This window comes from Methylobacterium sp. NPDC080182, from assembly GCF_050281105.1.
GTDB lineage: Bacteria > Pseudomonadota > Alphaproteobacteria > Rhizobiales > Beijerinckiaceae > Methylobacterium.
Genome location: NZ_JBNNWO010000023.1, coordinates 1 through 12,776 on the forward strand (window position 1 = coordinate 1; position 12,776 = coordinate 12,776).

General features: G+C 71.6%; 10 protein-coding genes and 1 tRNA gene. 7 read left to right on the forward strand and 4 right to left on the reverse strand.

The features are described from left to right. Positions 1 to 10: 10 nt before the first annotated feature. The 4 genes from ACQKQD_RS29155 to ACQKQD_RS29170 all read left to right on the forward strand — a co-directional run bounded on the left by ACQKQD_RS29155 (position 11) and on the right by ACQKQD_RS29170 (position 4,138). A tRNA-Met gene (locus tag ACQKQD_RS29155) sits at positions 11 to 87 on the forward strand. A gap of 551 nt (positions 88 to 638) precedes the next feature. Beyond that, positions 639 to 1,118: a MucR family transcriptional regulator gene (locus ACQKQD_RS29160; RefSeq protein ID WP_020095549.1), complete on the forward strand. Its 480-nt coding sequence runs from the start codon at positions 639 to 641 to the stop codon at positions 1,116 to 1,118. Between the two features lie 131 nt (positions 1,119 to 1,249). Next, positions 1,250 to 2,707, forward strand: a complete 1,458-nt coding sequence (locus ACQKQD_RS29165) for a Do family serine endopeptidase (RefSeq protein ID WP_042674063.1) — start codon at positions 1,250 to 1,252, stop codon at positions 2,705 to 2,707. An 87-nt stretch (positions 2,708 to 2,794) separates the two neighbouring features. Beyond that, on the forward strand, positions 2,795 to 4,138 hold the full coding sequence (locus ACQKQD_RS29170) for a replication-associated recombination protein A (protein WP_020095547.1): 1,344 nt from the start codon (positions 2,795 to 2,797) through the stop codon (positions 4,136 to 4,138). 7 nt (positions 4,139 to 4,145) lie between these two features. Here the strand turns inward: ACQKQD_RS29170 and ACQKQD_RS29175 are convergent, their stop codons facing one another. After that, complete coding sequence (locus ACQKQD_RS29175; RefSeq protein WP_020095546.1) at positions 4,146 to 4,610, reverse strand: Lrp/AsnC family transcriptional regulator; 465 nt, start codon at positions 4,608 to 4,610, stop codon at positions 4,146 to 4,148. Between the two features lie 249 nt (positions 4,611 to 4,859). On the opposite strand from ACQKQD_RS29175, the gene ACQKQD_RS29180 reads away from it, so the two are divergent. Together ACQKQD_RS29180 and ggt are read left to right on the forward strand one after the other, a co-directional pair. Continuing rightward, positions 4,860 to 5,870, forward strand: a complete 1,011-nt coding sequence (locus ACQKQD_RS29180) for a 1-aminocyclopropane-1-carboxylate deaminase (RefSeq protein WP_020095545.1) — start codon at positions 4,860 to 4,862, stop codon at positions 5,868 to 5,870. 402 nt (positions 5,871 to 6,272) lie between these two features. Then, on the forward strand, positions 6,273 to 8,042 hold the full coding sequence (gene ggt, locus ACQKQD_RS29185) for a gamma-glutamyltransferase (protein ID WP_427510297.1): 1,770 nt from the start codon (positions 6,273 to 6,275) through the stop codon (positions 8,040 to 8,042). 123 nt (positions 8,043 to 8,165) lie between these two features. On the opposite strand, the gene purD is transcribed toward ggt, so the two are convergent. The 3 genes from purD to ACQKQD_RS29200 form a co-directional block, all read right to left on the reverse strand. Continuing rightward, entirely contained in the window at positions 8,166 to 9,440 is a 1,275-nt protein-coding gene (purD, locus tag ACQKQD_RS29190; RefSeq protein ID WP_091981324.1) for a phosphoribosylamine--glycine ligase, read from the reverse strand. Positions 9,441 to 9,549: 109 nt separating this feature from the next. Then, on the reverse strand, positions 9,550 to 9,876 hold the full coding sequence (locus ACQKQD_RS29195; protein WP_020095542.1) for a hypothetical protein: 327 nt from the start codon (positions 9,874 to 9,876) through the stop codon (positions 9,550 to 9,552). Positions 9,877 to 9,961: 85 nt separating this feature from the next. After that, positions 9,962 to 11,188 (reverse strand): oxalate decarboxylase family bicupin, encoded by a 1,227-nt coding sequence (locus ACQKQD_RS29200; protein ID WP_427510298.1) that lies wholly within the window; start codon positions 11,186 to 11,188, stop codon positions 9,962 to 9,964. A gap of 205 nt (positions 11,189 to 11,393) precedes the next feature. Between ACQKQD_RS29200 and ACQKQD_RS29205 the strand changes: the two genes are divergently transcribed. Continuing rightward, a complete protein-coding gene (locus ACQKQD_RS29205; RefSeq protein WP_056529915.1) occupies positions 11,394 to 12,662 on the forward strand; it encodes an efflux RND transporter periplasmic adaptor subunit in 1,269 nt (422 codons plus the stop codon). The last annotated feature ends 114 nt before the right edge of the window (positions 12,663 to 12,776 follow it).

Genomic DNA, 12,776 nt, shown 5'->3' on the forward strand with positions numbered 1-12,776 from the left:
ACAGACTTGGCGCGGGGTGGAGCAGCCCGGTAGCTCGTCAGGCTCATAACCTGAAGGTCACAGGTTCAAATCCTGTCCCCGCAACCAAATCCGACACACAGAACCCGCCGCGCTCAACAGCGCGGCGGGTTCTGTGTTTGTCCGGCCACGGACGGAGCCCGAACGCCCGAGCGAGTTCGCGATCAGGTTGCGCCACTGGCGCACCGTCGGTCCGCGTCCAGACCCTCCGTCGCTCACCGCCGAGGTGCGGTCGCCACAAAGCGTCGTTGAGGTTGTCCTATCGGCTTTGAGGTATCGGCCAGCGACGCTCTGCGAATGCACAATCGATGGGCAGAAACGGCCTCGTAAGCTCTATAGCCGGCACCGCATCGCACCTTCGGCTGTAGAGTGCAGGCCGCGTCAGGTCGCAGGGATAATTCGGCAATATCGATTGCGCACAAGCGAGACCCCGACAGGCATTACTCCTTGAGGTTGAGCGATCAAGATCGCTCTTATTACGCTATTTGGGACCGTATACCCCAGTTCCGAATTTAAGACTTGACGCTTCTTGCGAATGCGATTGTATCAGGCGTCCGAATCGCGACGCAGTGCTTGCGTTCTGGCGAGTTTCGTCATCACGAGAAGGCAACGCACGAGACATGGCCCAGTCGAACGGCGGCTCTCTCCGCCTCGTCACGCTCGCCTCCGAGATCGTCTCGGCCTATGTGAGCCACAATCACGTGCAGAGCGCGGATCTGCCCGGCCTCCTCAACGAGGTGCACGCGGCGATTCGGGGGGTCTGCGACGCCGGCCAGAGCCCGCCGATCGCCAAGGCGACCGCGCAGGAGATCCGGCGCTCGATCAATCCGGACTTCCTGATCTCGTTCGAGGACGGGAAGCCCTACAAGACGCTGCGCCGGCACCTCACCCTGCGCGGCCTGACGCCGGAGGCCTACCGCGCCAAGTGGGGCCTCGCCTCGGACTACCCCATGACGGCCCAGAGCTATTCCGAGCAGCGCTCGCAGCTCGCCCGCTCCCTGGGCCTCGGGCAGCCGCGCGCCGCGGCGCCGGAACCCGAAGCCGAGCCCGCGCCGCAGCCCGCCGGGAAGCGGCGGGCGCGCAGCAAGGAAGCCGTCTGACGGCGACACGCCCCGCCTGCGGCGAAGGTGTCGTCGACCTGCCGCAATCGGCCTCGATAGCGTGGGGCCGCACGGTGCGCCTGCCTTGTCTCGGCCTGGACGGCGCGCCCGCCCAGACGCCGGAGCCCTGCATGCTGACCCGCCTCACCCTGCCCGCCCTCGTCGCAGCCCTGCTGGCCGCCAGCCCGGCCGCGGCGCAGATGGCGCGGACGGAGACCCGGGAGCCCGCGAAGGACGGCACCGCGAAGGTCGTGCCGCTGAGCAAGGCCGACGTGCAGCTCTCCTTCGCCCCCGTGGTGAAGCGGGCCGCGCCCTCGGTGGTGAACGTCTACGCCTCCCACGTGGACAAGCGCTCCAGCGCGCGCACCAGCGCCATGGAGGAGTTCATGCGCCGCTTCTTCGGCGAGCCGGAGGGCGGCCGCGGCCCCCGGGGTGACCGGGCGCAGCGCTCCCTGGGCTCGGGCGTGCTGGTCGATGCCGACGGGCTCGTGATCACCAACAACCACGTCATCGACAACATGAACGAGGTGCGGATCGCCCTGGCGGATCGCCGCGAGTTCGAGGCCACGATCGTGATGCGCGATACCCGCACCGACCTCGCGGTGCTCAAGATCAAGGAACCGCCGAAGGGCCTCGTGCCGATGCCGTTCGGCGATGCCGACGCCCTGGAGGTCGGCGACTTCGTGATGGCGATCGGCAACCCGTTCGGCGTCGGCCAGACGGTGACGCAGGGCATCGTCTCGGCGCTGGCGCGCACGCAGGTCGGCTCCGCGGACTACCAGTACTTCATCCAGACCGACGCGGCGATCAACCCGGGCAATTCCGGCGGCGCGCTGGTGGACCTGCGCGGCCAACTCGTCGGCATCAACACCGCGATCTACTCGCAGTCGGGCGGCAGCCACGGCATCGGCTTCGCGATCCCGGTGGGCATGGTCAAGGCGGTGGTCGACGCCGCCCGGGACGGGGCGAACGTCGTGCGCCGGCCCTGGCTCGGGGCACGCATCCAGAGCGTGACGCCCGACATCGCCGACAGCATGGGCCTCGACCACCCGACCGGCGTGCTGGTGGCGAGCCTCCAGCCCAAGAGCCCGGCCGAGGAGGCGGGCCTGAAGCGCGGCGACCTGATCCTCACGGTCGACGGCCAGGAGGTCGCCGATCCGGAGGCCTTCGGCTACCGCTTCGCCCTGAAGGGCGTGCAGGGCCACGCCCGGTTCGGGATCCTGCGCGGCACGACCCGTCAGACGGTCCCGGTCAAGCTCGCCCCGGCGCCCGAGACGCGTCCCCGGGACGCGCTCAAGGTGAAGACCCGCTCGCCCTTCCTCGGCGCGACCCTCGTCAACACCTCGCCGGCGGTGGCCGAGGAGATGCAGGTGGACTTCCCGGCCGAGGGCGTGGCCGTGCAGGCGGTGGACGAGAACTCCATCGCGGCCCGGGTCGGGCTGCAGAAGGGCGACGTGATCGTGGCGGTCAACGGCGTGCCGATGGCGACCACCAAGGACCTCGACCGGGTCACCCGCAACAGCCTCAATTCCTGGGAGGTCGCAATCAACCGCAACGGCGAGATCCTGACCTCGGTGTTCGGCGGCTGATCCCGTCGCGGGGCGCCAGGTCCGTGGCCGTGGGCAAGCCCCGGCTCCCGGCTTGCGCCCCCGGCCGCGCCCGGTGTTGATGCGCGGATGTCCGACCTGTTCGCCTCCGCGGAGACACCCGCCGCGCCGGATCCCGGCCGCGCCCCCGGCGCCGAGGCCGCCCGCCCGCTGGCGGACCGGCTGCGCCCGCAGACCCTCGCCGAGGTCGTCGGCCAGGAACACCTGACCGGGGAGGGCGGGGCGCTCACGCGCCTGCTGCGGGGACGGACGCTCGGCTCGCTGATCTTCTGGGGGCCGCCCGGCACCGGCAAGACCACGGTGGCGCGGCTGCTCGCCCAGGGCACCGACCTGCATTTCGAGCAGATCTCGGCGATCTTCTCCGGCGTGCCCGACCTGCGGAAGGTGTTCGAGGCGGCGCGCAAGCGGCGGGCGACCGGGCAGGGGACCCTGCTGTTCGTCGACGAGATCCACCGGTTCAACCGGGCCCAGCTCGACGCCTTCCTGCCGGTGATGGAGGACGGGACCGTCACGCTGGTGGGCGCGACGACGGAGAACCCGTCCTTCGAGCTGAACGCCGCGCTCCTATCCCGCGCCCGGGTGCTGCTGTTCCGGGCCCTCGATCCGGGCGCCGTCGCGCGCCTGCTGGTCCGGGCCGAGGCGCTGACGGGCCAAGCCCTGCCGCTTACCGAGGAGGCGCGCGGCGTTCTGGTCCGCATGGCCGACGGCGACGGCCGCGCGGCCCTGACCCTGGCGGAAGAGGTCTGGCGCTCGGCCCGCCCCGGCGAGACCCTCGACGCCGAGGCGCTGCAAGCGATCGTGCAGCGGCGCGCGCCCATCTACGACAAGGCGCAGGAGGGCCACTACAACCTGATCTCGGCGCTCCACAAGACCGTGCGCGGCTCGGATCCGGACGCGGCGCTCTACTATCTCTGCCGGATGCTCGATGCCGGGGAGGACCGGCTGTTCATCGCCCGCCGGCTCGTGCGCATGGCGGTGGAGGATATCGGGCTCGCCGACCCGCAGGCGCTGGTGGTGGCCAACGCCGCCAAGGACGCGTTCGACTTCCTCGGCAGCCCCGAGGGCGAGTTGGCCCTCGCCCAGGCGGCGATCTACCTCGCCTGCGCGCCGAAATCGAACGCCGTCTACGAGGCCTACAAGGCCGCGACGCGGCTGGCCAAGGAGGCGGGCTCCCTGCCGCCGCCGCGGACCATCCTCAACGCGCCGACCAAGCTGATGAAGCGGATCGGCTACGGCGAGGGCTACCGCTACGACCACGACGAGCCCGACGCCTTCTCGGGCCAGGATTACTGGCCCGACGCGCTCGGGCGCCAGCACCTCTACCAGCCGACCGAGCGGGGCTACGAGACCCGGCTCGCCGAGCGCCTCGACCGGTGGGAGGCGCTGCGCAAGGCGCGGCGCGGGGAGGGGTAGGGGGCCCTCACAGATCGAGCGGCGCGTTGTCGATCACCTCCTTCATCACGAAGAAGGTCCGGGTCTGGCGCACCCCCGGCAGGCCGATCAGCGTGGCGCTGTGGAGGCGGTTGAAGTCGGCCATGTCGGAGACCCGGATCTTCAGCATGTAGTCGAAGTCTCCAGCCACGAGGTGGCAGTCGAGGAGCGCGGGGATCGCCCGCACGGCGGCCTCGAACTCCGAGAAACTCTCGGGCGTCGAGCGGTCGAGCACGACGCCGACGAAGACCAGGGTGCCGCGCCCGACCCGCATCGGATCGATCAGCGCCCGGACCGCCCGCACGAACCCGTCCGCGAACAGGCGCTGGATCCGGCGATGGCAGGTGGCCGCACTGGTGCCGACCCGCTCGGCGATCTCGGCATTCGCCATGCGCCCGTCCGTCTGGAGGAGGCGGAGGATCTTCTGGTCGATCCGATCGAGCCCTGCGGACATGGATGATTCTTTCGGACGCGGCGCGAAATCCGGAATACTCCGTAGCCAGCCTGGTCAGCAGCGCAAGTCAAGCTCTGTTCATGCTCGAAGATCGAGAGCACCTTTCATCCCGGATCGGGTAGATTCTCCCCGCGCCTCGAAGACGGAGCCGGGCCTCGCGCCGGGCCGTTGCCGAGGCCTCGCTTCGACGCGCCCGGGCGGACCGAGACCGCTGCTGCCCCGGGGCGCCCCGAGACCCGGAGAGACCCGATGCTGGACAAGTTCGAGCGCTATCCCCTGACCTTCGGCCCGACGCCGATCGAGCCGCTCAAGCGCCTGACCGCGCATCTCGGCGGCGAGGTCGAGCTCTACGCCAAGCGCGAGGATTGCAATTCCGGCCTCGCCTACGGCGGTAACAAGCTGCGCAAGCTCGAGTACATCGTGCCGGACGCGATCAAGAGCGGCGCCGACACGCTTGTGTCGATCGGCGGCGTGCAGTCGAACCACACCCGCATGGTCGCGGCGGTGGCCGCCAAGATCGGGATGAAGTGCCGGCTGATCCAGGAGGCCTGGGTGCCCCACGAGGATGCCGTCTACGACCGGGTCGGCAACATCCTCCTGTCGCGGATCATGGGCGCGCAGACGCAGCTCGTGGATGACGGGTTCGACATCGGCATCCGCGATTCGTGGAAGCGGGCGCTCGCCGAGGTCGAGGCCGAGGGCGGCAAGCCCTACGCTATCCCGGCCGGCGCCTCCGTGCACAAGTACGGCGGGCTCGGCTACGTCGGCTTCGCGGAGGAGGTGCGCAAGCAGGAGGCCGAGATGGGCCTGCGCTTCGACTACGTGGTGGTCTGCACGGTGACGGGCTCGACCCATGCCGGCATGTTGGTGGGCTTCTCGGCCGACGGGCGCGCCCGCAACGTTATCGGCATCGACGCCTCCTGCACCCCGGCCCAGACCAAGGCCCAGGTCCTCGACATCGCCCAGAACACCGCCGCCCTGGTCGGCGCGGGCGACATCGTGGCCGACGACGTGGTTCTCAACGAGGATTACGCCTACCCGGTCTACGGCGTGCCCTCCAAGGAGACCGTGGAGGCGATCCGCCTCTCGGCCCGGCTCGAGGGGATGATCACCGACCCGGTCTACGAGGGGAAGTCGATGCAGGGCATGATCGACCTCGTGAAGAAGGGCTTCTTCCCGAAGGGCTCGAAGGTGCTCTACGCCCATCTCGGCGGCGCGCCGGCGCTGAACGGCTACAGCTACACGTTCCGCAACGGCTGAGGCCTTCGGCGGCGCCGTCCTTGCGAGCGGAGCGAAGCAATCCAGCAGCGCCACGCTTCCTGACGTGGCGCGACCCTGGGTCACTTCGCTGCGCTCGTGATGACGGAGAGGGGCACCTCAACCGAACCGTTCCAGCGAAACCGAGTGAGGCGGATCGGCCCGATCCCTCACCGCCCTTCGCCCCTCTCATCCTGCGGTGCTGTGCAGCGGGCTCGGAGGGGCTCGGAGGGGCTCGGAGGGGCTCGGAGGGGCTCGGAGGGGCTCCGGAAGTCTCGCGAGCCCTCGGAGGCTCCTTCGCGGCGGCTTCGCCGCCCCTTGGGATGCGGTGATCGGACGGGTCCAGCGACTCCAGCGCATGGTCCCCTATATGACGGCGCGGGACCCGCACCGGAGAGGGCAGGGATGATCGCACCGGCACGCGCGCTGCTCCTCACGGCCCTGCTCGCCCTGGGCGCGCCCGCTGCGCGCTCCGCCTCGGGACCGGCCGTCGAGGCCGAGAACGGGATGGTGGTCTCGTCCCAGCGCCTCGCCTCGCAGGTGGGCGCCGACATCCTGAGGGCCGGCGGCAACGCCGTCGACGCCGCGGTGGCGGTCGCCTACGCCGAGGCGGTGGTGAACCCCTGCTGCGGCAACATCGGCGGCGGCGGCTTCCTGGTGCTCCACAGCGCCGACGGGCGCAGCCGCTTCATCAATTTCCGCGAGACCGCCCCGGCGGCCGCCACCCGGGACATGTATCTCGACGCTGCCGGCAACGTCGTGAAGGGCGCGAGCCTGCGCGGCTGGAAGGCGGCCGGCGTGCCCGGGACGGTGCTCGGCCTCAACACCACCCTTGCCGCGTACGGGACCCTGCCGCTGGCGCGGGTGATGGCGCCGGCGATCGCGCTCGCCCGGGACGGGTTCGTGCTGACCCGGGGCGACACCGACATCCTCGAATCCGGCACGAAGCTGTTCGCGGGCCAAGCGAACGTCGCCCGGATCTTCCTGCGCCCGGACGGCAGCCCCTGGCGGCCCGGGGACCGGCTGGTCCAGTCCGACCTCGCCCGCACCCTCCAGGCCATCGCCGACCACGGCGCGGACGCGTTCTACAAGGGCGCGATCCCGGAGGCCGTGGAGGCGGCCTCCCGGGCGGGCGGCGGCCTGCTGACGGCCTCCGACTTCGCCGCCTACACGGTGACGCAGTCCGAGCCGCTCACCTGCCGCTACCGGGGCGCCACGATCCTGTCGGCGCCCCCGCCCTCGTCCGGCGGCACCACGCTCTGCGAGATCCTCAGCATCCTCGACGGTTACGACCTGCGGGCGGCGGGGTTCAACTCGGCCCGGACCGTGCACCTGATGGTCGAGGCGATGCGGCGCGCCTACGCGGACCGCAACCTGCTGCTCGGCGACCCGGCCTTCGTGGAGAACCCGGTCGACCGGCTGCTGTCGCAGGCCTACGCGGAGACGCTCCGGGCCTCGATCCGCCCGGACCGGGCGACCCCGTCGGCGGAGATCCGTCCGGATCCCGGCCCGGAGCCGCGGGAGCGGCCCGAGACCACCCACATCTCGGTGATGGACAGGGCCGGCAACGCGGTCGCGCTGACCTACACGATCAACGGCTATTTCGGCGCCGGGGTGATCGCCGGCGACACGGGGTTCTTCCTCAACGACGAGATGGACGATTTCACGGTCAAGACCGGGGTGCCGAACCTGTTCGGGCTCGTGCAGGGGACGAAGAACGCGATCCAGCCGGGCAAGCGCCCGCTCTCCTCCATGGCGCCCACGATCGTGCTGCGCGACGGCAAGGTCGCGCTGGTGGCGGGCTCGCCGGGGGGCTCGCGGATCATCACGATCAACGCGCAGACGCTGATCAACGTGCTCGATTTCGGCATGGAGCCGCAGGAGGCGGTGGACGCCCCGCGCATCCATCACCAGTGGCTGCCCGACACGGTCTACGCCGAGCCCTTCGCGCTCTCGGCGGACACCCAGGCCATCCTCAGGGGCATGGGCCACACGATCGTCGAGCAGAGGCCCTGGGGGGCGCAGGAGCTCATCGCGGTCCGGGCCGCGGCGCCCGCCCTGCCGGAGGCCGCGTCGTCGGGCAACGACGCCTCGCGCACGGAGCGGATGCGGCCGGGCCTGCTCTACGGCGCCAACGACAATCGCCGGCCGGCCGGCGCAGCGGTTGGGGAGTAGGGGAGGTTTCCGGACGCTGCGCGGCACCGCGCGGGCTCGGGTCCCGGATCAGCCTCCGCGGCGTCCCGGGCGTCGGGGGCAGGGAGGCGCACGGCCCGCCGCGGCGTCGAACGCGGGCGCCGCTCAGCCCTCTTCCGCCTCCCGCGCCACGGCGCGGAACCCGATGTCGCGCCGGCAGAAACCCTCCGGCCAGTCGATCCGGGCCACCGCCGCGTAGGCGCGGGCCTTGGCGTCCGTGACGCTGTCGCCAAGGGCCGTCACCGCCAGGACCCGGCCGCCATCGGCGAGCAGCTGCCCGTCCTCGGCGCGGGTGCCGGCCTGGAACACGTGGACCCCGTCGCCCTCGGCGGCGTCGACGCCCCGGATCACCGAGCCCCGGACCACGGCGCCTGGATAGCCGGCCGCCGCCATCACCACGGTGAGGGCCGCCCGGTGCGGATCGAATTCCAGGCTCACGCCGGAGAGGTCGCCCTCGCAGGCCGAGAGCAGGGCCGGCACGAGGTCGGAGGCGAGGCGCGGCATCAGCACCTGCGCCTCGGGGTCGCCGAAGCGGGTGTTGTACTCGATCAGCTTGGGGCCGTCGGCGGTGAGCATCAGGCCGGCGTACAGGATGCCGGTGAACGGGCAGCCGCGGGCCCGCATGCCGGCAAGCGTCGGCGCGATGATCTCGGCCATGACCCGGGCCTCGATCTCCGGGGTGACCACCCGGGCCGGGGAATAGGCGCCCATGCCGCCGGTATTGGGCCCCCGGTCCCCGTCGAAGACCCGCTTATGGTCCTGGGCGGTGCCGAGGGAGATCGCCCGCGTGCCGTCGCACAGGGCGAAGAAACTCGCCTCCTCGCCGAACAGGCACTCCTCGACCACGACCTCGGCGCCGGGCTCGGCGAAGAGGCCGGTCAGCGCGTCCTCGGCCTGGTCGACCGTCTCGGCCACGGTGACGCCCTTGCCGGCGGCGAGGCCGTCGGCCTTCACGACGATCGGGGCGCCCTGCTGGCGGACATAGGCCAGCGCCGGCTCCAAGTCGGAGAAGCGCGCGAAGGCGGCAGTCGGGATGTTGCAGGCGGCGCAGAGATCCTTGGTGAAACCCTTCGAGCCCTCGAGCCGGGCGGCGTCGCGGGTCGGCCCGAAGGCGCGGATCCCGGCGGCCTTCAGGTCGTCCACCAGGCCGGCGACGAGGGGCGCCTCGGGCCCGACCACCACGAGGCCGATCGCCTCCGCCGCGCAGAAGGCGGCGACGGCCGCGTGGTCCGTGACCTTGAGGTCCGGCCGGTTGGTCCCGTGGCGGGCCGTGCCGGGATTGCCCGGCGCCGTGAACAGGCGGGTGCAGAGCGGGCTCTGGGCCAGTCGCCAGGCCAGGGCGTGCTCGCGGCCGCCGGAGCCGATCAGCAGGATATTCATGCGCACGCCACCATGGGCCCAGCTTCTGGGGGAAGCGTGCCCGCGGGAAAAGGTTTTTTTCGGGCTTTCCCCGCTCTGCGCGGATATCCCGGCGGCGCGGAGGCCGATGTCAGCAGCCGGTGCAGACGCTCGTGTTGAGGCCGCCGCCCCGCCGCACGATCCCGTTGCGACCGATATGGCGGCCCCGGTACACATCCCCGCGGACGCCCCGATAGGGCAGGTAGGGCCCGAAGGAATCGGCCTGGACGTTGCGCTGGAACGTCTGGTTCAGCGTGTTGAAGTCCGAGACCCGCTGCTGGTTGAGCGACCGGATCTGGCCCTGCAGGGCGAATGAGGCGTTGGCGGCATTCGGGTCGTTCTGCTGCACCTGCGCCGAGGCGGAGCCCGCCGGGAGGGCGAGCGCCAGGGCGAGGAGCGCGCGGGACGCGGCACGCATGGGTCCCTCCGTGCGAGAGTCGAGCGGGTTTCGGAAACGCTTGTGCGAGTCGACGCGCCAGGATCGGTCCGGGTTCCCGGGCGCGTCAACCCGGCACAACGGGGGACTTCGTCTCCGGCAGGGCCTCAAGGCGCTCGGGATCCAGCCCGGTATGGGCCTGAACCAGGGGGTGCGGGGTCAGGGCCAGCCACTGCGTCAGGGAGATGTCGGCGTAGCGCGGGCTCTTGAACATCTCCAGGAATGTCAGGGTCGTGTCGCCGGTATTCTCGATGTAGTGCCCCATGGCGAAGGGCACGTAGCCGACGTCGCCGGCCCGGTAGTCGAAGGTGCGGGCCTTCGATTCCGAGCCGAACACCGTCATCCGGCCCTGGCCGGAGAGGTAGTACTGCCACTCGTCGCTGTTCGGGTGCCAGTGCAGCTCGCGCAGCCCCCCGGGCTCGACCTCGACCAGGGCCGCCGCGATCGTCACGGACGCCGGGAACACCGTGGAATCGGTGATGCGCACGCTGCCGCCCCGGGTGCGGACCGGCTCCTGTGCCAGCATACGGTGGCTGAAGGTCTTCGGCACCGGCCCGGAGCCGCCCATCCTGTCGGCCGCGAGCGGGCCGGGTTTCGGGCCGGGGAAGATGTAGAGCTCCTTCTCGGGGATCCTGGCGAAGGCGCTCTCGGGCAGGCCGAAATTCTTGGCGAGCACGTCCCGGGGCGTGTGGGCCAGCCAGTCGGTGAGCAGGAAGGTGGAATCCTCCGAGAAACCGCCGTCGTCGAAGACGAGCAGGAACTCGCACCCGTCGATCCCGTCGGCGGCGAGTCCCTGGATGGCGTGCGGGATGCCGCCCGGGAAGTACCAGAGGTCGCCCGCGCCGACATCGTCCGCGAAGGTGCGCCCGTCCTGGTCGACCGCGGTGATCCGGGCCTTGCCCTTGATCATGTAGGCCCACTCGGATTCCTTGTGCCAGTGCATCTCGCGGACCGCGCCGGCCTTGAGCCGCATGTTGACCCCGGCCATGGCCTTGGAGACCGGCAGCTCGCGGATCGTGGTCTGGCGCGCCCAGCCGCCCTCCTCCAGCCGCATGTGGCTGTCCGCGAAGGACCATTTCAGGTTCGGCATGGTGCCGTGGTCGGTGGCGGGCGGCGCCAGGGTGAACGGCTCCTCGGCGGCGCGGGGCCGGTTCTGCGGGCCCAGGATGTCGGCGCCCTTGCCGCCGCGCTCGGGGCGGGGCGCGGCCGGCCCGGCGGATTGCGCCGCGGCGGAGGATGCCGCCATCGCGCCGCCGGCGGCTGCGATGACGGCGCGCCTGGAGATCTCGGTCATCGTGGATCGGTCCCTGAGTCGGTGGCAGGGAAACCGGTCGCGTGCTCGGAGGATCCGCGGGCGGGCCGCACTGTGCGCTGCGGCATCTCGCCCGGAGCCCGCGCGCGGTCTATGCATTGAAGACGGCGCATTGAATACGGCGGCGCACGCGTCCCGGCCGGGCGCCGAGGCGGCGGTTCAGGCGCGGCGCGACCCGAGGGCGAGGATGGCGGACCGGGACAGTTCAGCCACGGACGGAACCGTCCCGCCCGCCCGCGGCGGCCGCCGGTGGCTCGCCCTGCTGGCGCTGGCGGGCCTCGGCGTCCTCGGATACCGCCTGTGGCCGGACGCGTCGCGCGCGGCGAGTCCGCCCGCCGCCGAGGCGAAGCCGCCGACCGTGCGGGTCGCCGCCGCGGCCCGGGCCTCCGACACCCTGAGCCTGACCCAGACGGGCACCACCCAGGCGTTCGACATCGCGAACCTCTACCCGCGGGCGACCGGCTACATCGTCGAGCGCAAGGTCGATATCGGCTCGCACGTGAAGGCGGGCGACCTGCTGTTCCGGATCAGCGCGCCCGACCTCGACCAGCAGTTGGTCCAGGCCCAGTCGCAGGTGCTGCAGCTCCAGGCGGCGCTGATCCAGGCGCGGGCGATGGTGGATCAGGCCGAGGCCAACCGCCACCTCGCCGACGTGACCAACCGGCGGACCTCGACGCTCGCCGGCACCGGGGTCGAGACCCGGCAGAACGCCGACACCTCCCAGGCCGGGGTGCTGGCGCAGACCGCCAACGTCGACGCCGCCAGGGCCGCCGTGAAGGTCGCGGAGGCCAACATCGCCGCCCAGGAGGCGCAGGTCGCCCGGCTCAAGGTCCTGACCGGCTTCGAGGAGATCCGCGCGCCCTTCGACGGGGTGGTGACGGCCCGCAACAACGACGTCGGCGACGCGGTCACGGCGGACACGAATACGGGGGCGCCGCTCCTCACGCTGAACCGGGACGACGTGCTGCGCATGGCGGTGAACGTGCCGCTCTACGCCGCCGACGGCGTCCGCGACGGGCTGGCCGCCTCGGTCGAGGTGGCGCAGATCCCGGGCCGGATCTTCCCCGGCACGGTCTCGCGCTCGTCGACGACGCTGCTCTCGGCCGCGCGCACGCTGGTCACGCAGGTCGACATCCCCAACCCCGACGGGGCGCTGCGGCCGGGACTCTACATCACGATCACGCTGGAGATCCCGCGGGTCTCGCCCGCCGTGACGGTGCCGAACGACGCGCTGATCTTCGACCAGCACGGGACCCGCGTGGCCGTGGTCGAGGCGGCCGGGGACGGGGGGGGCGTGGTGCGGATGCGCCCCGTCACGATCTTCCGCCAGACCCGCACGCTCCTGGAGCTGCGCGACGGTCTGAACGGCGGCGAGCGCGTCGTCGTGGGCCCGCCGGCCTCGCTGCGCGACGGCGACCGGGTCACCCTGCGTCCGGAGGACCGGGCCGGAGCGTGAGCGGCGGCGCCCGGCAGCCTTGTCCAGCCTTGGGACAGCTACGGCGGCGATAAGCCGTCGGGCATGCGGCGGCGCCGTGGGGGCTCAGCTTCCGGCGCCGCCGTGACCGGCCGG